The following is a 22453-nucleotide window of genomic DNA, read 5'->3' as shown; positions in this document are numbered from 1 at the left end:
TTACAAAGCGTCCTATTTCATTTATTTCTTGTGAACATTTGATATTTTTTAAGTATCACGAAGACTAGCTTCGTGTGCACTTTCATCAAACGTCCACACTTATCGACTGTGAATTTTTAAAGAACTTATTCGGTACTGCTTGCTGAGAAGCGTTGTGTTCATCAGCGAAGAGGCAAGATTATGAGGCGTTTCAAACATTCCGTCAAGTCTTACTTTTCAACTCTCTTAACTCAGCGCTGAGCGCCGTGTTTTGCGAGGGGGCGAACTATAGCAAGGGAACCCTCGCCTGACAAGAGTAAAATACCGCCTTTGCCCGTTTACTTTGCCGCACCATGACTATCCTGCTCACCACTCTAAATGCTCGCTATACCCACGCATCGCTGGGATTGCGTTACCTGCTCGCCAATATGGGCGAACTGCAGGAGCAGACCAAGCTGCAGGAATTCGTCATTGGCGCCAAGACCACCGAGATCGTCGAACGCATATTGGCGCATGCGCCGCGCATCGTCGGCTTCGGCATCTATATATGGAACGTGGAAGAGACAGCCCGCGTGGTCGCCATGCTGAAGCGGGTAGCGCCGGACGTGGTGGTGGTACTCGGCGGACCGGAAGTTTCGCATGAATCGAACGAGCAAGAGATCGTCAAGCTGGCGGACTATGTGATTACCGGTTGGGGCGATGTGACCTTCCCCAAGCTGTGCGGCGAGATCCTGCACGGTCCCAAGCCACTGATGAAGATCCATGCTGGCGTGCAGCCACATATGGACCAGATCAAGCTGCCCTACTCTCTATATAGCGACAGCGACATCAAGAACCGCACCATCTATGTAGAAGCCTCGCGTGGCTGTCCGTTCAAGTGCGAGTTCTGCCTGTCCGCGCTGGACAAGACGGCATGGCCGTTCCCGCTCGATGATTTTCTCGCCGAGATGGAGTCACTCCATGCACGCGGCGCGCGGCTGTTCAAATTCGTTGACCGCACCTTCAATCTGAATATCAAGACCAGCCTGAAGATCATGCAGTTCTTCCTCGATAAGCTGGAAGCGCACCCGGACGATCCCGTGTACGCCCACTTCGAGCTGGTACCCGATCACCTGCCCGATACACTAAAAGAGGGCATCAGCAAATTCCCTGCTGGCGCCCTGCAGTTCGAAATCGGCATCCAGAGCTTTAACCCTGCCGTGCAAACGCTGGTGAGCCGCAAACAGGATAACCAGAAGGCTGCCGACAATATCCGCTGGCTGACGCAGCACTCCCATGCGCACATGCACGTGGACCTGATTGCCGGTCTGCCCGGTGAAACCGTCGCCAGCTTTGCCGAAGGCTTTAATAAGCTGTGGGCACTGAATCCCCACGAAATCCAGTTCGGCATCCTGAAACGCCTGCGCGGCACCCCCATCATCCGCCACACGCAGGAATATGGGCTGACCTTCGAGCCGTACGCGCCCTACACCATCCTGGCCAACCGCGATATCGACTTCGCCACCATGCAGCGGCTGGTGCGTTTCGCGCGCTACTGGGATCTGGTGGCCAACTCCGGCCGCTTCGGCAACACCCTGCCGGTGCTGCTGGGCGACGATGCTTTCGGCCAGTTCATGGCCTTCTCGGACTGGCTGTACGCGAATACCGACGCCACCCACCGGATTGCGCTCGACCGTCTGGCCGCCATGGTATCGCGCTGGCTGCAGACGCGCGGCATGGCTAAAACCGAGGCCGATGCCCTGCTGGCCAGCGACTATGCGGGCCGTAACGAATCCGGCTCGCGCCTCAAAGGGGGCGCTGCTGGAGCCGAAACCGCGGCACCATCACGCCAGGCGCGCCATCTGGCCGCCTAGGTACTGTCCTGCAACGCCGAGCATGGATAGGTAGCGGTCAAGGCGAAAGTCCCTTAAACTGACACCATGCCCATTGCTAAAGAGCCTATCCTGACACTCTCACAAGCGACTGCCGCCGACCCCACGGTCACGGCGGGCGGTACGTGGCAAGTGCACGCTCTGGCGCAGGGCAAGGCCATGGCCACCATCAAGCAGCAACTGCTCGCACTCAAAGACAAAAGCCCGCAGTGGGATCTGCGCGCCATCGAGAGCATGGACCACATCGGCGCCCAGCTATTCTGGAACGCCTGGGGCAAGACCCGCCCCGCCCAGTTGCAGCTAGCTCCCGCACAGGAAGAGTTCTTCACCCGGCTGGAAGCCACCGGCAAGCTGGAACTACCCGCCACCCGTCCGCAACGACTGACATGGATCATGAAGCTGGGCTTCATGATGATGGAGTTCGTCATCCACCTGATCAGCTTTATGCGGCTGGTCGGGCAAGTGGTGATCGACGCCGGACGCTTTGTCCGTGCGCCCATGAAAGGGCCATGGAAGGAAATCTCCGCAAATATTTTCCATGCTGGTTTTCAGGCACTCGGCATTACTGCGCTGGTGGGATTCCTGATCGGGGTGGTACTGTCCTACCTGTCCGCCCAACAGCTACGCGCCTTTGGCGGCGACATCTATCTGGTCAACCTGCTCGGCATGAGCGTGATCCGCGAACTGGGGCCGCTGCTGGCCGCGATTCTGGTAGCAGGCCGCTCCGGCTCTTCGATTACCGCGCAACTGGGTGTAATGCGCGTGACGGAAGAACTGGACGCCATGCTGGTGATGGGCATTTCGCACGGCTTCCGGCTGGTGCTGCCGAAAGTGCTGGCACTGGCGGTTTCCATGCCCTTGCTGGTGATCTGGACCGATACCATGGCACTCATAGGCGGCATGGTATCGGCGCGGGTGGAACTGAATCTGTCGCCCGAATACTTCATCACCAAGCTGCCCGATGCCGTGCCGCTGGCGAACTACATGATAGGTCTGGGCAAAGGTACCGTCTTCGGCATGCTGATCGCGCTGGTGTCCTGCCACTTCGGTCTACGCATCAAACCGAATACCGAGAGTCTGGGGCACGGCACCACCACCTCGGTGGTGACGGCGATTACCGTGGTGATACTGGCCGATGCCGTATTCGCCATCGTGTTTAGCGGTGTGGGGTTCTTCTGATGGCAAATCCGGCACTGGTCCCCGAACGCAGTTGCGGCGGTAGCCGCGGCGATGGCGAACTGACGCTGGACGGCAGCGTGCCTATCGTGGAAATCACCGGACTGTGGACCAAGTACGGTCGCACCGTGGTGCATCAGGATCTGAATCTGGAAATTCGGCAGGGCGAAATCCTCTCCATCGTGGGTGGTTCCGGTACCGGCAAGACCACACTGCTGCGCCAGATGCTGGGGCTGGAAACGCCAGCGCGCGGCTGCGTGCGGGTATTTGGCGAAGACATCAGCGAAATTGACGCTGGCCAGTTGCAAAAGTTGCGCAACCACTGGGGCATGTTGTTCCAGCAAGGCGCGCTATACTCGGCCCTGACGGTGCTGGAAAACATCGCCCAGCCCATGCGCGAGCTGCATGCCCTGCCCGAAGACCTGATCGTTGATGCAGTGCTGCTGAAGATGAATATGGTGGGCTTGGGCCCCGAGCATGCCAACAAGATGCCGTCCGACCTGTCCGGCGGCATGGTCAAGCGGGTCGCGCTGGCGCGTGCACTCGCGCTGGAACCCAAGCTGCTATTCCTCGACGAACCTACCGCCGGTCTGGACCCCGACCTGTCGGAAGCCTTTGTGAGCCTGATTAAATCGCTGCACCGCGAACTCGGCCTCACCGTCGTGATGGTGACGCACGATCTCGATACCCTGTTCGCCCTCTCCACCCGCATTGCCGTGCTGGCGGAAAAACATGTGATTGCCCTCGGCACCCTCGAGGAAGTGCTACAGGTCGATCACCCCTTCGTTCATGAATTCTTCCTCGGAGATCGCGGCCGCCGCGCACTGGAAGCACTGAACGAGAAAAAACCTCAGGAGCAATGATGGAAAACCGATCCCATGCCCTCACTACCGGCTTCTTCACGATTACGCTGCTGATTGCAGCCATCCTGTTCGGCCTCTGGTTCAACCGCGACCGCGTCGAGCGCGCGCCCTATGTGCTGGCCACCACCCGCCCGATACCGGGCCTGAATCCGCAAGCCCCGGTGCGCTACCGCGGTCTGCAGGTGGGCAAGGTCGCCAGCATCACCTTCGATCCGAATGTCACGGGCCAGATACTCGTCACGCTCAACATCAACAAGGATGCGCCTATCACCAGCACCACCTTCGCCACACTAGGCTATCAGGGCGTGACGGGCATCGCTTTCATCCAGCTCGATGACGACAGCGTGGGCTCGCCGCGGCTGGCCACCAATGCCGATACGCCGGCCCGCGTGCCGCTGCGCCCCGGCCTGTTCGATGTGCTGGAAAAACGCGGCAAGGCCATCCTCGACCAGACCGAAATCGCCACCCAGCGCCTGAACCATCTGCTCAGCGAGCAGAATCAGCGCGCCATCCTCAACACCTTCAGCGAAATCAGCGCCACCGCGCAAGCCTATCGCGCCCTGCCGGAACAGCTGCAGCCGACGCTGGAACGCCTGCCACAGCTGGCGGAACAGACCCAGCAAACGCTGAAAAGCTTCCACCGGCTGGCTGGCGATGCCGACCAGATGGTGCAGCAACTGCAGGCACCGAATGGCCCCATCGCCCGCCTGACCGATAGCACCGAACGCATCGCCGGTTCGGTAGAAGCGGTGGCCGGCGGACTGGAACTCGATACGCTACCGCAGGTAAATTCGCTGTCGGACGACACGCGCGCTTCCATGCGTGCGCTGCGCAAGACCATGAACAAGATTAACGACCGCCCGCAAAGCCTGATCTTCGGCGCGCCCGGCACCCCGCCCGGCCCCGGTGAAGCCGGCTTCTCTGCCAGTGCCAAATAAGGAAGACCGCGATGACAGTCCAGCTCCGCCACCTGTTTGCCCTTGCCACCTGCGCCCTGCTGCTGGGCGGCTGTGCCAGCACGCCGCCGGCCACGGCACGCTATGACTTCGGTCCGCTGCCGGCACCCAGCACCAGCAGCCAGATCGGCACCCTGATCGTGGCCGACATTACCGGCCCGACGGCGCTCGATACGGAACATATGCAGTACCGCCTGCTGTATGCCGATGCACGTCAGGCTCGCCCGTATGCCTACAACCAGTGGGCCGCGACGCCGTTTCAGCTACTGGGCCAGCGCCTGCGTGCCAATTTCGCCCAGGCAGGCGTAAAAGTGCTGTCCACCACCGACGCCATCACCAGCCCTACCGTGCTGCGCATGGAAGTCAACGAGTTCACCCAGAGCTTCGACACGGCCAAGAGCAGCCAGGGCATCCTCAACGTGCGCGCCTCGCTGTTCCGCAATCACCGTCTGCTCGACCAGCGTACCTTCCAGCGCAGCGTGGCCGCGCCTACGCCGGATGCCGCCGGCGGCGCTCAGGCACTGGCCGAAGCCAGCGACGCGCTGGCCGCCGATCTGCTGGTCTGGCTGGCCAGCGTGCCGCAACCGTAAGGCCCGGGGTCGCCGCGTGGAACAGCACAGCCCCGTCAGCAAGACCTCGCCGTTCACCCGCGGCGCGCTCCTGGTCTACGTGCTACTGATCGTCTACGCCAGCTGGTTCCCGTTCACGGGCTGGCACAATCAGGGCCTGTCGCCGCTGATCTTCCTCGAACACACGGACATGCCGCGCTACTGGACCAAGTTCGATGCCATCATCAACGTGGTTGGCTACATGCCGCTCGGTACCCTGATCGTGTATGCGCTCTACCCGCGCCTGCAGGGCTGGCTGGCCCTGCTGCTGGCCAGCGCCAGCGGGCTGCTGCTGTCCGGCCTGATGGAAGGCGTGCAGACCTATCTGCCCAGCCGGGTCTCATCGAATCTGGATTTCTATACCAATAGCGTGGGCTGCATGCTGGGCGCCGTCGTCGGTGTGCTGACCGTGCGCCGCCTGCTCGACCAGAGCGAGCTACAGCGCCTGCGCAAAAGCTGGTTCGCGCCCCATGCCAGCCACGGGCTGGTGCTGCTGGCCCTGTGGCCGCTGGCGCAGATCTATCCGCAAAGTTTTCTGTTCGGGCTGGGCCAGTTGCTGCCCATCCTGTCGGAATGGCTGTCGCAACTGCTCGATACCGACATCGATCTGGCCCAGTATCTGCGCCCCGACAGCGTGCTGACGGTGGAACAGTACTGGCTGTCGGAAACCATCATCACGGCCTGCGGCATGGTAGGCGCCGCGCTCACACTGCTATGCCTGCTGCGCAAACCGGCCCCGCGCGGCCTGCTTGTAGGCGGCCTGATCGCCAGCGCCGTGATCGTCAAGGCGCTGGCCACGGCGCTGCTGTTCTCGCCCGAAAACGCGTTTGTCTGGGTCACGCCCGGCGCCGAAGGCGGCTTTCTGATCGGCACCATCATGCTGGCCGGCCTGGCGTTTGCCCCCCATCTGGCACAGCGCCGGCTGGCCCTGACCACCCTGCTATTGAGTCTGGTGATCATCAACACCACGCCGTCCAACCCGTATTTCGTGGTCACCCTGCAATCCTGGGTGCAGGGCAAATTCCTCAACTTTAATGGTGCGGCCCAGTTCCTCACCCTGCTGTGGCCACTGGCCGCGCTGTGGTTCCTGTGGCTGCCCGTGCACCGTCGGGCGGCCCCTGAGGTATCATAGCGCCACCTTAGTTTTCCGGATCCGATACCGCCATGAGCGACACTCCGTACTTCAAACACCATGTGTTCTTCTGCATGAACCAGCGCGACGATGGCCGCGCCAGTTGCGGCGAACACGGCGCGGCGGCGGCCCAGAAGCACGCCAAACAGCGCTGCAAGGAACTCAACCTGAACGGCGCCGGCAAGGTGCGCATCAATCAGGCCGGTTGCCTGGACCGCTGCGAACAGGGCCCGGTGCTGGTGGTCTACCCCGAAGGCACCTGGTACACCTATGTCGATAACAGCGATATCGATGAAATCATCGACAGCCATCTGGTACAAGGCAAAGTTGTCGAGCGTCTCAAACTGTAAACACCCATGATCAAGATCGAAAAATTTACCCTGACCGGCGGCGCCGGCCAGATGGAAGGCATACTGGACTTCCCGAAAGACACGCCGCGCGGCATCGCGCTGGTGGCCCACCCGCACCCGCTGTATGGCGGCACCATGGACAATAAAGTGGCCGTCACGCTGGCGCGCACCTTTGTCAATCTGGGCTATGTGGCGGCACGCATCAACTTCCGCGGCGTGGGCGCTTCCGAAGGCGTGCACGACCACGGCAAAGGCGAGATGGAGGACATGGCCATCCTGCATAAATGGATGACCGAGCGCTATCCTGGCCTGCCGGTGGCCCTGTCCGGCTTCTCCTTCGGCACTTTCGTGCAATCGCATCTGGCCCACCAGCTGGCGGCGCAAGGCACGCCGGCCGAGCGGCTGGTACTGGTGGGCAGCGCAGCGGGCAAATGGGAAATGGCCAGCGTGCCAGCCGACACCATCCTGATCCACGGCGAAAACGATGACACCATTCCGCTGATCGATGTGCTGGACTGGCTGCGCCCGCAGGACATCCCCGTGATCGTGATTCCCGGTGCCGACCACTTCTTCCACCGCAAGCTCCAGCACATCAAGAGCTGGGTCACGCAACTGTGGCACCGCCCGAATCTGCCAGACGCAGCTGAAACGGACGCCGCAAGCGCCGATTGAAGCTCTATAATTCCTGCTCCCGTCTGACCGGCGCACTACCCGCTGCGGGTAGGCGCCTTTAACCGTATAAGCTGACCGACATCCATGAAGAAAATTATTGCGGCACTCGCTACCAGTGTCCTGATGCTGACCAACGCCGTTGCGCAAACCCTGCCGCCACCGACCATCGCCGCCCGTTCGTGGCTGCTGCTGGACGCCACCAGCGGCCAGATCATCGCTTCGCAAGACCCTAACGCCCGCATCGAACCGGCCTCGCTGACCAAGATCATGACGGCCTATGTCACCTTCGGCGCGCTGCGCGACAAGAAGATAGACCTCAAGCAGATGGTCAACGTCTCGACCAAGGCCTGGAAAGTGGATTCGTCCAGCTCGAAGATGTTCATCGATCCGGCCACCCCGGTCAGCATCAACGACCTGCTGTACGGCCTGATGGTGCAATCCGGTAACGATGCGGCTGTCGCACTGGCCGAAGCCGTCGCCGGCGATGAAAGCGCTTTCGTGGTGCTGATGAACAAGGAAGCCCAGCGCATGGGCCTGACCAATACCCACTTCGCCAATCCGCACGGCCTGCCTAGTCCGGAAAACTATTCCACCGCGCAGGATCTGTCGGTACTGGCCAAGCGCGTGATTCAGGACTTCCCCGAGTTCTACAAGATCGATTCGGTGAAAAGCTTCACCTACAACAAGATCACCCAGCCTAACCGCAACCGCCTGCTGTGGCTCGATCCTACCGTGGACGGCATGAAGACGGGCCACACGGAAGCGGCCGGCTACTGCATGATCGCTTCGGCCCACCGTCCCAACGGCGCCAACGAACGCCGCCTGATTTCGGTCGTGCTGGGTACTTCGTCCGACCAGTCGCGTACGCAGGAAAGCCAAAAGCTGCTGAACTGGGGCTTCCAGAACTTCGATACGGTCAAGCTGTACTCCAAGGGTCAGGCCATTGCGACGCCAGAAATCTGGAAGGGTTCGCATAGCAGCGTGAAGATAGGCTTCACCAACGACGTGCTGGTGACGGTACCAAAAGGCGTGGCCGCCAAAATGAAACCGCTGCTGGAACGCAAAGATCCGCTAGTGGCCCCGCTGGCCGAAAACAGCCGCGTCGGCACGCTGAAGATGATGGTCGACGGCAAGCCGCTGCTGGAACTGCCCGTGGTGGCACTGGAAACCGTGGATCAGGCTTCCATCTTCGGCCGTGCGTGGGATTCGCTGCGTCTGTGGATGAAGTAATACCTGCCTGACTCAGTTGGCCGCAGCTGTGTAATGCAGCGCTTCCTGTGCCCACAGGAAGGCGGCCGGACCGACCTGCGTGAGCCGGTCCACATCCAGCCCCATGCGGCCTGCCAGTTCCAGCGCGCGCTCCACCTTGTCGCGCTCGAACAGCAGCGCCAGCATCAGATACGGCCCGTAAGGTCCGCGATTCTCCAGCAGCACCTCGCGTACTTCGGGCGATAGCTGCATACTCCCCACCAACTGGGCCATAGGCACGCCAAGCAGCACATCGAATAGCGACAGCATCCCGACCAGGAACAGCTCATCGCGCTGGGCAGCCGGCAGATGGCTGCAAGTCTCCAGAAAACGGGCGCGCGTCAGCGCCACTTCCAGCAGCGATTCATCGCGCTCCTGATGCTTGCTAGCGCCGAGGCGGAACATCGACACCGTCAGCGCACGATAGAGCTGATTGCGGCCCAGCACCAGGAACGCCTGCTGCAGACTGGTCACCTGCGTGCCTAGCCCGTTGGCCGGCGCATTGGCCCATTGCAGTAGCTGGTAAGTCATGCCGGGGTCGCGCTTGACCACATCGAGCAGGGCCGGCAGTTCCGCTTCCGTGCGCAGCAGGTTGAGCAGCTCGATCGAGGTCATGCGGCTCTGGTCGACTTTGGCGCTGCTATCGGCCTCGTCGCGCGTGGTCAGGAATGGCCCCATGAAATAATCGCAGCCCCACGACAGGCACATGCGCTGCTCATTCCACGATTCCAGTCCGTCCACACACAGTTTGAGCGCCGAATAACGCTGGCGCAGCTGCTTGATCAGGGCCTGGAAGGCCGGCAGGCTATGCTCATTCAGGTACAGCAGCACCATGTCGCACTGTGCCAGCAAAGGCGCTTCTTCCGGCGCCAGCGACACGCCGCGCAAGGCCAGCTGGGCGCCCGATGCACGCAGCGCCGCCATGCGGCCAGCCAGTTGCTCAACCGGCAGCTCGCTATGGCGCCGGTCCAGCAGGAACAGGGTGTGCGGCGCCAGCAAGGGCAAATGGCGGCCAAAGGTTACGGCATCGAGCGAGAGGGGGATCAGGGCTAGCCGCTGGGCCGCGAACTCGGGCACCCGGGCTTCCTGCAGCGCTGCCACCATGGCGCTTTCGGCCAACGGTGTGCCGTGCTGGCGTGCCACGGCATGGAAGCGGTAGCCGCACAGGCGATGGCGCTGGTCGATGATCTCGGCGCGCACCACCACAGGGATGGCATCGAGCGGCCGTAGCGGCACTGGTGCTGCCAGCGCAACCGGCGCGGCAGACTGCGGCGCGGCGCCCAGCCAGCGCTTGAACAACGACATAATCCCCACTACCTGCACTCCCCCTCTAGCTTTGCTGATCACCCGATCATACAGGCAAACTGCTGCGGCTTAGCCGCAATGACAAGTATCCAGCCCGCGATGTAATAAAGTTACAGCCACTCGGTATAATGGCCGCCTGACAATTTCTAACCAGGTCCGCCATGTCTTCTGCCCAGCCACACCCACTGTCCTGCCCTGCCAGCCTGACGCGTCGCGATGGCCTGACACTGTCCCGCATCGTCGCCGGCATGTGGCGCATGCAGGAATGGCAGCTCACCGCGCAGCAGCGCCTGCGCTTGATCGAACAGTGTCTGGAACTGGGCGTAAGCAGCTTCGACCACGCCGACATCTACGGTGATTATGGCGTGGAAGCGCTGTTTGGCGAAGCGCTGGCCATGCAGCCGGGCCTGCGCCAGCGCATGCAGCTGGTCAGCAAATGCGGCATCAAGCTGGTGAATGCGGCCCGCCCGGCCCACACCATCCAGCATTACGACACCAGCGCCAGCCACATCAGCGCATCGGTCGAGCAGTCGCTGCGCAATCTGGGCACCGACCATCTTGATCTATTACTGATCCACCGCCCTGATCCGCTGATGGATTTTGATGTCATCGCCGACACCTTCCATGCGTTGCGCCAGGCCGGCAAGGTGCGCCACTTCGGCGTCTCCAACTTCAGCCGTCACCAGTTCGAGTGCCTGAACCGGCGCATTACGCTGAGCACCAACCAGGTGGAATTCTCGCCGCTGCACGTCGACCCGATGTTCGACCAAACTTTCGACGGTCTGCAGGATCTCGGCGTGGCACCGATGATCTGGTCGCCGCTGGCTGGCGGCCGTCTGTTCAGCAACAACGATGCTGCCGGTCAGCGCGTGCGCGCCGCCATCGAGCAGGTGGCTGCCGAACTGCAGCAACCATTCGCCAGCGTGGTGTTTGCGTGGATTATGCAGCTGCCGTCGCGCCCTATCCCGCTGACGGGCACAGGCCGCATCAGCGCCATCGCGGAAGCTGTGCAAGCCACCCGGTTCAGCCTGAGCCGCAGCCAGTGGTTCACCATCCTGCGCGCGGCCAGGGGCCACGAAGTCGCCTGATCAGTCGTGGAAAATCTGGGGCGGCGCGATGCCGCGCCAGCCCTGCTGCCACGCCAGATTCAGCGCCAGCGTGAAGACGATGTAGACAGCGAAGAACAGGGCGAAATACAGTGCCTGCAACCAGGCCAGCAAGCCCAGATTCAAGACCAGTAACACCAGCGCCAGCGGGCTCTTTTTCTGCTTGGAGCTAGGGAAGCGTACGGTGGACACCATCAGGCTGCCCACCGCAAACAGCAGCGCCACGATCAGGCCGCCATGCAGCGCCGTCACCGGCGGCTGCGGCCAGGCCACCACCACTGCCGCCACACAGGCCGCACCGGCCGTGATCGGCATACCAACGAAATAGCGCGGATCGGTGCGTCCCACATTCACATTGAAACGGGCCAGCCGCAAGGCGCCGCAGGCAACAAAGAAGAAGCTGGCGATGCCGCCCAGCCGCAGCAGCGTGGGCTGCTCTGCGCCCAGTTGCACAAAGCCGTAGCAGTACAGCAGCAGGCCGGGCGCGCAGCCGAAGTTCATCACATCGGCGATCGAATCGAGCTGCATGCCGAATTCGGAGGTGGTGTTGGTGGCGCGCGCCACCAGACCGTCGAGCGCATCGAACACGCCAGCCAGCACCAGCAATATGGCCGCCAGACGGTAGTCCTGCGCCGCGCCGATGCGGGCGTTATCGACGGAAATCACGATGCTGCCGAAGCCACAGGCGATCGACATCAGCGTCACCATGCTCGGCAGGGCAAATTTGGCGCGCTGTACACGCGCGTGGTGGTGTGGTTTCAAAGCAGTCTATCCAGTAAAAACCGGGCATCGCCCGGGCAAGCGCCATTCTAACCTGAGCCGGGGCCCACACTAGCCTGCTATCAAATTGAAATCTGGCATAAAATGACAATCAACCCACCGCGCCCGTGCAAGCACTGACCCTGCCATGACCACTCCCGACACCGACATCCTCGATACCGGCACCGGCCTGCAGCAACTGATGGGCGACCGTGCGCTGTACCAGCAAATCCTGCGGCGCTTCCGCCAGCGCTATCAGGATGCGCCTGCCGAAGCCCGCGCCGCCCATGCGGCCGGCGATCAGGTGGTGGCAGCGCGCATCGCCCACACGCTCAAGGGCGCGGCCGGCATGATAGGCGCCCGCCAGGTCGCGCGGCTGGCCCATGCGCTCGAAAGCGCCGGCAACGACAGCCTGCTCAGCGCACTGGAAGCAGCGCTGCAAGCCTTGCTGGTGCAGATAGAAGTGGTGTTGCAGCAGGAAGATCTGCCGGGTCCGCCCGCGCCCTACGCTGCCAGCCATATGCCGACGTCGATGGCGCTGGTACAGCATCTGGCCGGCCTGCTCGATATCGGTGACGGTGCGGCCGTCGATCTGGTGGAACAGTCGGCCGATGCGCTCAGCCATACGCTCGGAGCGGCCTGCTATCAGGCGCTGCGGGAACAGGTGCTGCAGTTTGATTACGAAGCCGCGCTGGCGCTGCTGCCGGCCGATGCACTGCAACCCTAGCGGGTATATTCCTTTTCCTCGTCGAACGCGTCGGCGCACTCCTTGTCGCAGAAGCGGCGCACATTATCCAGCGGTTTGTCGCAATACCAGCACGCCCCTTTGGGCGGCAGCGACTGGCGCGCGCGCAACGGCGCCGGCGACGTGGCCACGGCAGGCGGCACGCCGGTATTGTCATCCTGTACGCTCTCTTGTATCGGATCCACGATCGCCTCCTTTCCAGGGCCGTGCTCAGGTCAACGTTGCAAGATTACTTCAGCGGAATAACACGTGCATGAGAATTCTCAAGCGAGCCATCATAGCAGGTTCATACCCGCTGTCTGTGCCAGCGCCGTTGCAGAATCGGGCGTTTGCGCACATGAAACAGTCCTGTCCGAATGAAGAAATATTTTTTTATTAAAAAGCCGGAATCGATAGTGCGGCGCCCGCACCACGCTTGCATATGTTAAGTTGTGACCCTCGGTAATCTTCAATACAATCATCAGCGCCTGCTCCCCCTCCGCCCGCCCGATGACCGATCGCCTTGCCCAGCCTGCCACTCCGCCTAGTGTACGCCGCATACTGACGCTGCTGGTGGCTGCGTGCATCGTGCCCATCGTGCTGGTCCTGGCTGTGTTAATGATCAATTTCTACCGTAAGGAGGAAGCCCGGCTGATCGACAATACGCTCAACCATGCACGCCATATCAGCACCGCTGCCGACCGCGAAGTGCGCAGCACCCAGTTAGCCCTGCAGGTACTGGCCGGCTCCCACCTGCTACAACAACGCGACTTGCGCGCCTTCCATGCGCGCATCAGTGCCGTGGTTGATAAGTTGCATGTTGATAGCATATTGCTTATCGATCTAGACGGACGCATCCTGCTGTCCTCACTGCGCCCCTACGGCAGTCCGCTGGCACAACTGAGGGACTCGCCACTACTGCAGCGTACGCGCAATACGGGTTTGCCCGGGGTGTCCGGCATTTTCATAGGCCCGCTGGCAGGCCAGCCCATAGTCACCATTGCCGTGCCCGTAGTGGAGAACGGCAAAGTAGTCATGAGCCTGAATGCGACAGTCACCCCAGCCACCCTGCAGCCACTGCTCTTCGAACAGCCGACGCCCGATAGCTGGCGCGCCGGCATCGTCGACCAGCAATACCGCATCATCACCCGCAGCCATGACATGGCCAAGCTGGCCGGCCAGCAATTGCCGGCCGAACTGCGCCAGCCACTGTCACGCGTGAACGAATCCATGTTCGAATCCTACACGCTGGAGGGGCGCCGCTCGCTGTTCGTGTACCAGCGCTCGGAGCAGACTGGCTGGACCTCGATACTCTGTATTCCCCACGACGAACTGACGGCGCCACTGCGCCACAGCCTGTTCTGGCTGATTACGCTCAGCGTGATCACGCTGGCACTGGGCATCAGTTGTGCGCTGTGGCTGGCACGCCGCGTCACCCGCTCGATTCAGGCCCTGATCGCGCCAGCCCTGGCGGTGGGACAAGCCGTACCGCTGCCGCTGCCACGGCTGTACTTCCGCGAAGCGCGCGAACTGGCGCAGGCCTTGCAGATCGCCGCGCGCGACCTGCAGCGGGCCCGCGCCGACAGTTCCGAAAGCGAGCAGCGGCTGGCACTGGCCGCACGCGCCGCCCACCTGGGTATCTGGACGCGCGACCTGCGCCAGCAGCACATCTGGGTGTCGCAAGCCTGGAGCGAACTGTTCGGCTTTAACGACAGCACAGCGCTCACGCTGGAAGATCTGCTGGCGCGCGTGCATCCGGCCGACCGCCAGCATGTGCAGCGCACGCTGGACAGCACACTGTTCGGCGCCACGCGCTACGATATGGAGTTCCGCATCGAACTGCCGAGCGGCTGCCAGCGCTGGATCAGCTCGCACGGCAGCGTGGAATTCGACCGCCACCAGCGCCCCACGCTGGTACGCGGCGTCTCGCTCGACATCACCAGCCGCAAGCAGGCCGAACTCGATCTGCAGCAGAAGCAGAAAGAAGTGACCCATCTGGCGCGTGTCGCCATGCTGGGCGAACTGTCCGGCGCGCTGGCCCACGAACTGAACCAGCCACTCACGGCCATCCTCAGCAACGCCCAGGCAGCCCAGCGCTTCCTCGGCCAGCCGGCGCCCGATCTGGCGGAAGTGCGCGAAATCCTCAACGACATCGTCACGGAAGACCAGCGCGCCGGCGCCATCATTGCGCGCTTGCGTGCCCTGTTCGGCAAACATGATGCGCAACGCCAGCGCATCAGCGCACACAGCCTGATCGATAGCGTGCTGCACCTGATCAGCAACGACCTGATCCACCAGCGCCTGACTCTGCGCACCGAACTGTGTGCCGAAACGCTGACCCTGGAAGCCGATCCCGTGCAGTTGCAGCAGGTGCTGCTCAACCTGCTGATGAATGCCTGCGATGCCCAGAGCCAGCGGCTGGAACACAGCAACATCATCGAGCTGCGCAGCGCCCACGTAGGCCACACGCTACAACTGAGCATCAGCGACAGCGGCGGCGGCATACCTGCTGACGCGCTGGAACAGATCTTCACGCCGTTCTACACCACCAAGGCCCGTGGCATGGGGCTGGGGTTGTCGATCTGCCGCAGCATCGTGGATGCGCACGGCGGCCGGCTGTGGGCGGAAAACAATGGCCATGGCGGCGCCACCTTCCACCTGCGCCTGCCGCTGGCCGAGGTCAGCCAGCCATGAACACGGGCCTGCAAATCTATCTGGTGGATGACCAGCCGGCCATCCTCAAGGCGCTGAGCCGGCTGCTCAACTCGGCCGGCTATGCCGTGCAGGGCTTTGCCAGCGCCAGCGCATTTCTGGCCAGCGTAGACGCCCAGGCCGAGGGCTGTTTGATCCTCGATCTGGCCATGCCGGAAATGAGCGGGCTGGCGCTGCAGCAAGCCCTGAGCGAGCGCGCCAGCCTGCTGCCGGTGATCTTCCTCACCGGCCATGGCGATATCGAATCAGGCGTGCGCGCCATGAAGCTCGGTGCCGTCGATTTCCTCACCAAGCCGGTCGATGCCGAACGCCTGCTCACGGCCGTGGCCCATGCCTGCGCCAGCAACCGGCGCGCACGCGACACGGATCAGGAACTCGGCGCGATCCGCCAGCGCCTGGCCACGCTGACGCCGCGCGAGACCGAAGTGCTGGACCTGATCATCGAAGGCTTGCTGAACAAGCAGGTGGCCGCCACGCTGGGCGCGGCCGAAAAGACCATCAAGGTGCACCGCGCCCGCGTGATGGCCAAGATGGAAGTACGTTCGCTGGCCGCACTGGTGCGCATGGTAGACCGGGTACGCCATAGCTAGTCCGCCACGGGCATAGGCCCAAAGTCCCATAGGCAGCCCATCAGCACAGCGCTAATGTGGCCCCATGGAAACGAAATCACCCTGGATAGCCGTCGTTGATGACGATGCCGCCATCTGCCGCGCGCTGGTGCGCCTGTTGCGCTCGGCCGGGCTCAGTGCGCGTGCCTTTCCCAGCGGTGCAGCCTTCCTGCAAACCCTCAACGAACACCATGCCTGCTGCGTGATCCTCGACGTGCACATGCCGGAGCAGACCGGGCTCGACGTGCAAGCACGGCTGGCCACGCTGGCGCCGGAAATGGGCGTGATTCTGATCAGCGGCCACCCCAAACCGCAGGAGCAGTTCCGTGCCCTGCATCAATTACCGCTGGCTTATCTGCAAAAACCCGTCAATGACCAGTTGCTGCTGGACGCCATTGCCCAGGTCTATCCCCAAAGTTCATTGTCATGATCGCTGCTGCCCTACTCCACCGCGCCCGTATCCTGCTGGTTGACGATCAGCAGCTCAGCAACCAGATCCTGAGCCAGTTGCTCGCCAGCGCAGGCTATACCGATGTGACCGCCACCTGCGACGCTGCCGGCGTGGCCGAACTGCACCGCCGCAATGCCTACGACCTGATCGTACTGGACTTGCACATGCCGGTCATGGATGGTTTTCAGGTACTGGAAGCGCTGTACCAGATCGAAGCCGACCAGTACCTGCCCGTGCTGGTGCTCTCGGCCCAGCACGACAGTAAGCTGGCCGCACTGGAAGCCGGTGCCAAGGACTTTCTGACCAAACCTTATGATCCGGGCGAATTGCTGAGCCGCGTGCGCAATCTGCTGGAAGTGCGGCTGCTGTACAACGATACGCGCGCCTATGGCTTGCGCATGGCCAGCTATGACAGCCTGACGGGCCTGCCCAACCGCCAACTGTTCTCGCAGTCGCTGGCCACCCAACTGGCAGCCGCCCAGCCCCATCCGAGCGCGCTGCTGCTGATCGATCTCGACGGCTTTACTACGCTCAACGATACCCAGGGCTATCCGGCCGGCGATGGCGTGCTACGCCTGCTGGCCCAGCGCCTGAACCGGCTGGCACCGCCGCGCGCCAGCCTGGCCCGCTTCGGCAATGACGAATTCGCCCTGCTGCTGCCAGCACTCGAGCACAGCAGCGACAGCGCCCGCATCGTCGCCCTGATCCAGGCGGCCCTGCATGAACCCTTCCCCCTGCCGGACGGCCGCCGCGCGCTCAGCGTCAGCATGGGCGTGGCACTCTATCCGGACGATGCCGTCGACGCCGCCACCCTGATCCGCTACGCCAACATCGCTTTGCATCAGGCCAAGCAGGCCGGCAGCAATCAGTGCAGCTATTTCACCTATGCCATGAACGAACAAGCCCAACACCGCTACCAGCTCGAGCAAGCCTTGCGCCACGCCTGCGCCAGCGACGAATTCGAACTGTACTACCAGCCCAAAGTCCATCTGCGCACGGGGCGCATGGTGGGCACGGAAGCGCTGCTGCGCTGGAACCGCCCCGGCCATGGCATCGTGTCGCCGGCCGAATTCATCCCCTTGCTCGAGCAGACCGGCATGATCCGCGAAGTGGGCGCCTGGGTGATCGAGCAGGCGTGCCGCCAGATTGCCTGCTGGGCGCAGGATGAAGCCGGCCCTCTGCCGGTGGCCGTGAATGTGGCCAGCCCGCAGTTCAGTGACAGCACGCTGGTCGACACGGTGGCGGCAGCGCTGCAGCGCCACCAGATTGATCCCGCCCTGCTCTCGCTGGAAGTGACGGAAACGGCGCTGATGGAAGATCTGGCGCGCACAGCCGCCACCCTGTCCACGCTATGGACCATGGGGGTGCGCATCGCCATCGACGATTTCGGCACCGGCTATTCCAGCCTGGCCTATCTGCGCCGCTTCCCCGTCGATACGCTGAAAATCGATATCGCCTTCATCCGCGAACTGCCCCACAACGCCGACGATGCCGCCGTCGTGCGCGCCATCATCGCCATGGCACACAGCCTGAAACTCAAGGTGGTAGCGGAAGGGGTGGAATCGGCCGAGCAGCTGGCCTATCTGGCCGAACATGACTGCGATCTGATCCAGGGCTATTACTTCAGCCGTCCGATTCCGGCCGACATGATGACGCAACTGTTGCGCCAGGATGCGCGGCTGGCTTACACGCCTGCAGGGAGCGAGTAGCGCTTATAATCGGTCATCATCCATGCCCAGCAAGGAAATCCGCATGACCGACAGCACCATCGCCACACCGGCCGCCGCCAGCGGCCACGCCCACTTGTCCACCCGCATACTGGCGCTGGCCAGCATGGGACTGATGGTGCTCGATCCCGACTTGCGTGTGGTGGTGTGGAACCAGTGGCTGGCCAGCCACTCCGGCCTGTCGGCCAGCCGCGTACTGGGTCGCCCCCTGTTTGAAGTGTTCCCGGAACTGGCCGGCCAGCGGCTCGAGCAACTGGTGCACAGCGCCATGCAGAGCAAGCTGCCGCAACGGCTCTCGCCGGCTAGCCAGCGCGCGCCCTTCCCGCTGTATGCGAGTGGCACCTGGGGCGGCGAACGCATCGATCAGGCCGTCGCCGTCACCCCGTTCACCGAAGGCAAGCAGCATTACTGCCTGATCGAAGTGAGCGATATCAGCATCACGGTGGACAAGGAAAAGCAGTTGCGCGGACAAGCCGAAGCGCTGCGCGCGCAATCGTATGTGGATGGGCTGACGGGCATCGCCAACCGGCGCCACTTCGACGTGGCACTGGACCGCGAACTGCGCCGCGCCCAGCGCAACAGCGGCCAGCTCTCATTGCTGCTGATGGATATCGATTCCTTCAAAGCTTATAACGACCACTTCGGCCACCAGCAGGGTGACGCCTGCCTGACGACCGTGGCCGAGGCCTTTGCCGGCATGTTGCAGCGCCCGGCCGATCTGGCGGCGCGCTATGGCGGCGAAGAATTTGCCGCCGTACTGCCCGACACCAGCGCCGAGCAGGCAGCCCAGCACGCGGAGGCCATCCGCGCCCGCGTGGCCAGCCTGCAACTGCCGCATGCACCGGCTGCCACGCGTCCCCACGTCACACTCAGCATAGGCGTAGCCAGCTTCCACCGCGAACATCTGACCGATGCGGCCAGCCTGCTGGCGGCGGCCGATAGCTGTTTGTACCAGGCCAAGCGCAATGGCCGCGATCGCGTCGAACTGCATGTGCTGGCAGCCGAAGCAGAATCAACCTGAGCGCACACAGCCTGAGCCGACTGCTTACTTGCCGATGCAGAAGCGGCTGAAGATCACGCCCAGCAGATCGTCGGACGAGAATTCACCCGTAATGCTCGATAGCTGAGCTTGCGCCAGCCGCAGTTCTTCCGCGAACAGATCGAGCGACTGATCATTCTGCGCCGCGTGTTCACCCGCGCGCGCCAGATGGGCACCGGCGTTTTTCAGCGCGATCAGATGGCGTTCGCGCGCCAGATACAGCGATTCGCCCGTCTGCTGCCAGCCGGCGATACGCAGCAGTTCCGCGCGCAGCAGGTCAATGCCGAGATTCTCGTGCGCCGACAGATACACGTGCACGGCATCGGCCATCTCGTCGACGGAAGGCTTGTGGCCGGACAGGTCGATCTTGTTCCACACACGCAGCACGGGCACTTCAGGCGGGAAGGCCGCCATAATGTTTTCATCAGCGCGCGTAGGCCCCTGATCAGCATCGAGCAGATGCAGGATCACATCGGCCTTGCCCACTTCTGCCCACGTGCGTTCGATGCCGATGCGTTCCACCACATCGATGCTGTCATCCACCGTGCGGATGCCGGCTGTATCGATGATGTTGAGCGGGATGCCTTCGATCTGTATGGTTTCCGTGACCTTGTCGCGAGTCGTACCGGCGATAGGCGTAACAATCGCCACATCATTGCCGGCCAGCGCATTCAGCAGCGAGGACTTGCCCACATTCGGCTGGCCCACCAGCACCACGTTCAGGCCCTCGCGTAGCAGCGCGCCTTGCGCCGCCTGACGGAACACCTGATCGAGCGATTCCACGATGGCCTTGAGCTGGCCACGCGCATCGGATTTTTCCAGAAAATCGATTTCTTCTTCAGGGAAGTCGAGCGTGGCTTCCACCAGCATGCGCAAGCCCGTCACGCCATCCACCAGCGCATTCACGGTTTTCGAGAACGCACCGGACAGCGACTGCGAAGCCGACTTGGCCGCCGCTTCTGTCGACGCATCGATCAGATCGGCCACCGCTTCAGCCTGAGCCAGATCGAGCTTGTCGTTGAGGTAGGCGCGGCGGGTGAACTCGCCCGGCTCGGCCAGCCGCAAGCCCAGTTCAGCGCCCGCTTCCAGCACCCGTGCCAGCAGCAGCTGCAGCACGATGGGGCCACCGTGGCCCTGCAGTTCCAGCACATCCTCGCCCGTGTAAGAGTTCGGGCCGGGGAAGAAGATGGCGATGCCCTGATCGATGATGCTGCCATCAGCCTGACGGAACGGCAGATAACTGGCGTGGCGCGGCTGCAGTTGGGTAGCGCCGAACAGCGCCGTCACCAGCCCTTGCAGGTTTTTGCCGGAAGCGCGCACCACACCAATGCCGCCGCGTCCGGGGGCGGTGGCAATCGCGGCGATTGGGGAAGAATCGATATTCATGATGGGATTGTAACCAAGTAAAAAAAAGCCCGCGATCAACACGGGCTTTTGTGCAACAAACTTCGGTGCGGTTTAGCTGTTAGCAGCTTCCGGTGCAGCGAATTTCTTCGTGATCACGTACTGCTGAGCGATCGACAGGATGTTGTTGACGACCCAGTACAGTACCAGACCGGACGGGAAGAAGAAGAACATCACCGAGAATGCCAGCGGCATGAACAGCATCATCTTGGCCTGCATCGGATCAGCCGGCGCTGGGTTCAGCTTGGTGGTGATGTACATGGTGATCGCGTACAGCACTGGCAGCACATAGAACGGATCCGGTGCAGCCAGATTGGTGATCCAGCCCAGCCATGCGGCGCCACGGATTTCCACCGACGCCTGCAGCACCCAGTACAGCGCGATGAACACCGGCATCTGCACGAGGATAGGCAGACAGCCGCCCAGCGGGTTGATCTTCTCGGCCTTGTACAGTTCCATGGTGGCCTGATTCATCTTGGCCGGATCGCCTTTGTGGCGCTCGCGGATGGCCTGCATCTTAGGCGTCAGCACTTTCATCTTGGCCATGCTGCGGTAGCCGGCAGCCGACAGCGGGAAGAAGGCCAGCTTGATCAGGATGGTGAAGGCGATAATGGTCCAGCCCCAGTTGCCCAGTGCTTTGTGCAGTTGGTCCATGACCCAGAAGATAGGCTTGGCGATGATGGTCAGCCAGCCATAGTCTTTCACCAGTTCCAGACCCGGGGTGACTTGTTCCAGCAGTTTTTCAACTTGCGGGCCCGAATACAGACGCGCGTCGTTGCTGATGGTGGCGCCCGGTGCCAGCGTACCCAGCGGTTGGGTCACGCCGATAGCGTACTGGTTGGTCGTCACTTTGCGGGTGAAGATGGTACGGGCCAGCTTGTCCTGCGGTACGAAGGCCGAGACGAAGAAGTGCTGGGAAATCGCAAACCAGCCATTGTCCGCCTTGGTCGGGTGGTCCTGCACCACGTCCTTGCCCGTCTTGGCCGCTTCAGCCGCAGCTTTTTCCAGTTTTTCGAACTGCAGCTTGTGGTATTTGTCCGCTTCCGTGTACAGGGTAGGACCGGTGTAGCTGCTGTTGAAATACGAGTCGCCAGCCGGTTTGTTACCGTCGTGTACCAGTTGCAGATACAGTTCAGGCTTGATCGGCGCCGTGCCCACGTTGGTGATGTCGTGACGTACATCGATCACGTAATCGCCGCGCTTGAAGGTGAAGGTCTTGGTCAGCTTGACGCCGCCCGCTTCCGCTTCCAGCACCAGTTGGATCTGGTTAGCGTCGTTCAGCATGCGCGGACCAGGCTTGGCCACGAAGCCGGTCTGGTGAGTCGGCAGGCCGGGCGCGCCGATCAGGCCGGTTTCAGCCAGATAGGTCTTGCCGGTAGCGCCGTCCACATCGAACAGCACCTGATTTTTGGTTTCATCGATACCGTCCTTGAACTTCAGCAGTTCCAGACGGCGGATAGTACCGCCCAGCGTATCCACGTCAACGCGGAACAGGTCGGTAGTAATGGTGACGCGTTCGCTCTTGAACGGTTCAGCGGCCGCAGGGGCGCCCGCAGTTGCACCGGCAGCGCTCGCAGCAGGCACGGTGGCTGCCGCCGCGGCCGGCAATTCGGCTTTCTTCGCTTCCGGCGCCTTGGCCGTTTGCGGCGGCGGCGGTGCAAACATCGATGGATGGCCGTTCGATACTTGCCAATTGTTCCACAGAACAATCATCGACACGGCAAACACGATCCACAGGATGGTACGTTTATTGATATCCATTA

The 22453-nt window shown here is 62.3% G+C and carries 21 protein-coding genes; 16 read left to right on the top strand and 5 right to left on the bottom strand.

The genetic code is table 11. The features are described 5' to 3' along the window. Window positions 1-332 precede the first annotated feature (332 nt). The 9 genes from GM655_RS20245 (at window position 333) to GM655_RS20205 (ending at window position 8837) form a co-directional block, all read left to right on the top strand. Complete coding sequence (locus GM655_RS20245) at window positions 333-1832, top strand: B12-binding domain-containing radical SAM protein (RefSeq protein WP_155436484.1); 1500 nt, start codon at window positions 333-335, stop codon at window positions 1830-1832. 66 nt (window positions 1833-1898) lie between these two features. Further along, complete coding sequence (locus GM655_RS20240; RefSeq protein ID WP_155436483.1) at window positions 1899-3029, top strand: MlaE family ABC transporter permease; 1131 nt, start codon at window positions 1899-1901, stop codon at window positions 3027-3029. Beyond that, on the top strand, window positions 3029-3889 hold the full coding sequence (locus GM655_RS20235; RefSeq protein WP_155436482.1) for an ABC transporter ATP-binding protein: 861 nt from the start codon (window positions 3029-3031) through the stop codon (window positions 3887-3889). The genes GM655_RS20240 and GM655_RS20235 overlap by 1 nt, the downstream gene beginning before the upstream one ends. After that, window positions 3889-4827 (top strand): MlaD family protein, encoded by a 939-nt coding sequence (locus GM655_RS20230; protein ID WP_155436481.1) that lies wholly within the window; start codon window positions 3889-3891, stop codon window positions 4825-4827. The genes GM655_RS20235 and GM655_RS20230 overlap by 1 nt, the downstream gene beginning before the upstream one ends. Before the next feature lie 11 nt (window positions 4828-4838). Next, complete coding sequence (locus GM655_RS20225) at window positions 4839-5435, top strand: ABC-type transport auxiliary lipoprotein family protein (protein ID WP_155436480.1); 597 nt, start codon at window positions 4839-4841, stop codon at window positions 5433-5435. 16 nt (window positions 5436-5451) lie between these two features. After that, window positions 5452-6585, top strand: a complete 1134-nt coding sequence (locus GM655_RS20220; RefSeq protein ID WP_371866907.1) for a VanZ family protein — start codon at window positions 5452-5454, stop codon at window positions 6583-6585. A 32-nt stretch (window positions 6586-6617) separates the two neighbouring features. Continuing rightward, window positions 6618-6935 (top strand): (2Fe-2S) ferredoxin domain-containing protein, encoded by a 318-nt coding sequence (locus GM655_RS20215; RefSeq protein ID WP_155436478.1) that lies wholly within the window; start codon window positions 6618-6620, stop codon window positions 6933-6935. Window positions 6936-6941: 6 nt separating this feature from the next. Continuing rightward, window positions 6942-7607, top strand: a complete 666-nt coding sequence (locus GM655_RS20210) for an alpha/beta hydrolase (RefSeq protein WP_155436477.1) — start codon at window positions 6942-6944, stop codon at window positions 7605-7607. Window positions 7608-7691: 84 nt separating this feature from the next. Then, a complete protein-coding gene (locus tag GM655_RS20205; protein WP_155436476.1) occupies window positions 7692-8837 on the top strand; it encodes a D-alanyl-D-alanine carboxypeptidase family protein in 1146 nt (381 codons plus the stop codon). Window positions 8838-8849: 12 nt separating this feature from the next. Here the strand turns inward: GM655_RS20205 and GM655_RS20200 are convergent, their stop codons facing one another. Beyond that, entirely contained in the window at window positions 8850-10160 is a 1311-nt protein-coding gene (locus GM655_RS20200) for an EAL and HDOD domain-containing protein (protein ID WP_155436475.1), read from the bottom strand. Window positions 10161-10321: 161 nt separating this feature from the next. Here GM655_RS20200 and GM655_RS20195 point away from each other — a divergent pair, with 161 nt between their 5' ends. Further along, the gene (locus GM655_RS20195; protein ID WP_155436474.1) at window positions 10322-11248 is read left to right on the top strand and encodes an aldo/keto reductase; all 927 of its coding nucleotides are present in this window, start codon (window positions 10322-10324) and stop codon (window positions 11246-11248) included. Here the strand turns inward: GM655_RS20195 and pssA are convergent, their stop codons facing one another. Beyond that, on the bottom strand, window positions 11249-12028 hold the full coding sequence (gene pssA / locus GM655_RS20190) for a CDP-diacylglycerol--serine O-phosphatidyltransferase (protein WP_371866906.1): 780 nt from the start codon (window positions 12026-12028) through the stop codon (window positions 11249-11251). Window positions 12029-12173: 145 nt separating this feature from the next. Between pssA and GM655_RS20185 the strand changes: the two genes are divergently transcribed. Beyond that, the gene (locus GM655_RS20185; protein ID WP_155436473.1) at window positions 12174-12752 is read left to right on the top strand and encodes an Hpt domain-containing protein; all 579 of its coding nucleotides are present in this window, start codon (window positions 12174-12176) and stop codon (window positions 12750-12752) included. Here the strand turns inward: GM655_RS20185 and GM655_RS20180 are convergent. Further along, complete coding sequence (locus GM655_RS20180; protein WP_155436472.1) at window positions 12749-12955, bottom strand: hypothetical protein; 207 nt, start codon at window positions 12953-12955, stop codon at window positions 12749-12751. The genes GM655_RS20185 and GM655_RS20180 overlap by 4 nt on opposite strands. 304 nt (window positions 12956-13259) lie before the next feature. Between GM655_RS20180 and GM655_RS20175 the strand changes: the two genes are divergently transcribed. The 5 genes from GM655_RS20175 to GM655_RS20155 all read left to right on the top strand — a co-directional run bounded on the left by GM655_RS20175 (window position 13260) and on the right by GM655_RS20155 (window position 19268). Next, window positions 13260-15443: a sensor histidine kinase gene (locus tag GM655_RS20175; RefSeq protein ID WP_155436471.1), complete on the top strand. Its 2184-nt coding sequence runs from the start codon at window positions 13260-13262 to the stop codon at window positions 15441-15443. Then, window positions 15440-16051 carry a response regulator transcription factor gene (locus GM655_RS20170; RefSeq protein ID WP_155436470.1) on the top strand — a complete coding sequence of 204 codons (612 nt, stop codon included), beginning with the start codon at window positions 15440-15442 and terminating at the stop codon, window positions 16049-16051. The genes GM655_RS20175 and GM655_RS20170 overlap by 4 nt, the downstream gene beginning before the upstream one ends. Before the next feature lie 64 nt (window positions 16052-16115). Then, entirely contained in the window at window positions 16116-16499 is a 384-nt protein-coding gene (locus GM655_RS20165) for a response regulator transcription factor (RefSeq protein ID WP_155436469.1), read from the top strand. Beyond that, window positions 16496-18229, top strand: coding sequence for a putative bifunctional diguanylate cyclase/phosphodiesterase (locus GM655_RS20160; RefSeq protein ID WP_155436468.1), 1734 nt, complete (start codon window positions 16496-16498; stop codon window positions 18227-18229). Before GM655_RS20165 ends, GM655_RS20160 begins: the two co-directional genes overlap by 4 nt. A gap of 43 nt (window positions 18230-18272) precedes the next feature. Beyond that, a complete protein-coding gene (locus GM655_RS20155) occupies window positions 18273-19268 on the top strand; it encodes a GGDEF domain-containing protein (RefSeq protein ID WP_155436467.1) in 996 nt (331 codons plus the stop codon). A gap of 24 nt (window positions 19269-19292) precedes the next feature. Here GM655_RS20155 and mnmE read toward each other — a convergent pair whose 3' ends face one another. Then, a complete protein-coding gene (gene mnmE / locus GM655_RS20150) occupies window positions 19293-20672 on the bottom strand; it encodes a tRNA uridine-5-carboxymethylaminomethyl(34) synthesis GTPase MnmE (RefSeq protein ID WP_155436466.1) in 1380 nt (459 codons plus the stop codon). 72 nt (window positions 20673-20744) lie between these two features. Then, a complete protein-coding gene (yidC, locus tag GM655_RS20145) occupies window positions 20745-22451 on the bottom strand; it encodes a membrane protein insertase YidC (protein WP_155436465.1) in 1707 nt (568 codons plus the stop codon). Between the last annotated feature and the right edge of the window lie 2 nt (window positions 22452-22453).

The sequence above is a fragment of the Pseudoduganella danionis genome (assembly GCF_009720775.1).
GTDB lineage: Bacteria > Pseudomonadota > Gammaproteobacteria > Burkholderiales > Burkholderiaceae_D > Rugamonas > Rugamonas danionis.
This window is presented reverse-complemented; position numbering and strand designations above follow the sequence as displayed.

Coding starts and splice junctions, on each gene's coding strand:
- GM655_RS20245 (WP_155436484.1), top strand. CDS start 333: ATGACTATCCTGCTCACCACTCTAAATGCTCGCTATACCCACGCATCG.
- GM655_RS20240 (WP_155436483.1), top strand. CDS start 1,899: ATGCCCATTGCTAAAGAGCCTATCCTGACACTCTCACAAGCGACTGCC.
- GM655_RS20235 (WP_155436482.1), top strand. CDS start 3,029: ATGGCAAATCCGGCACTGGTCCCCGAACGCAGTTGCGGCGGTAGCCGC.
- GM655_RS20230 (WP_155436481.1), top strand. CDS start 3,889: ATGGAAAACCGATCCCATGCCCTCACTACCGGCTTCTTCACGATTACG.
- GM655_RS20225 (WP_155436480.1), top strand. CDS start 4,839: ATGACAGTCCAGCTCCGCCACCTGTTTGCCCTTGCCACCTGCGCCCTG.
- GM655_RS20215 (WP_155436478.1), top strand. CDS start 6,618: ATGAGCGACACTCCGTACTTCAAACACCATGTGTTCTTCTGCATGAAC.
- GM655_RS20210 (WP_155436477.1), top strand. CDS start 6,942: ATGATCAAGATCGAAAAATTTACCCTGACCGGCGGCGCCGGCCAGATG.
- GM655_RS20205 (WP_155436476.1), top strand. CDS start 7,692: ATGAAGAAAATTATTGCGGCACTCGCTACCAGTGTCCTGATGCTGACC.
- GM655_RS20200 (WP_155436475.1), bottom strand. CDS start 10,160: ATGTCGTTGTTCAAGCGCTGGCTGGGCGCCGCGCCGCAGTCTGCCGCG.
- GM655_RS20195 (WP_155436474.1), top strand. CDS start 10,322: ATGTCTTCTGCCCAGCCACACCCACTGTCCTGCCCTGCCAGCCTGACG.
- GM655_RS20185 (WP_155436473.1), top strand. CDS start 12,174: ATGACCACTCCCGACACCGACATCCTCGATACCGGCACCGGCCTGCAG.
- GM655_RS20175 (WP_155436471.1), top strand. CDS start 13,260: ATGACCGATCGCCTTGCCCAGCCTGCCACTCCGCCTAGTGTACGCCGC.
- GM655_RS20170 (WP_155436470.1), top strand. CDS start 15,440: ATGAACACGGGCCTGCAAATCTATCTGGTGGATGACCAGCCGGCCATC.
- GM655_RS20165 (WP_155436469.1), top strand. CDS start 16,116: ATGGAAACGAAATCACCCTGGATAGCCGTCGTTGATGACGATGCCGCC.
- GM655_RS20160 (WP_155436468.1), top strand. CDS start 16,496: ATGATCGCTGCTGCCCTACTCCACCGCGCCCGTATCCTGCTGGTTGAC.
- GM655_RS20155 (WP_155436467.1), top strand. CDS start 18,273: ATGACCGACAGCACCATCGCCACACCGGCCGCCGCCAGCGGCCACGCC.
- mnmE (WP_155436466.1), bottom strand. CDS start 20,672: ATGAATATCGATTCTTCCCCAATCGCCGCGATTGCCACCGCCCCCGGA.
- yidC (WP_155436465.1), bottom strand. CDS start 22,451: ATGGATATCAATAAACGTACCATCCTGTGGATCGTGTTTGCCGTGTCG.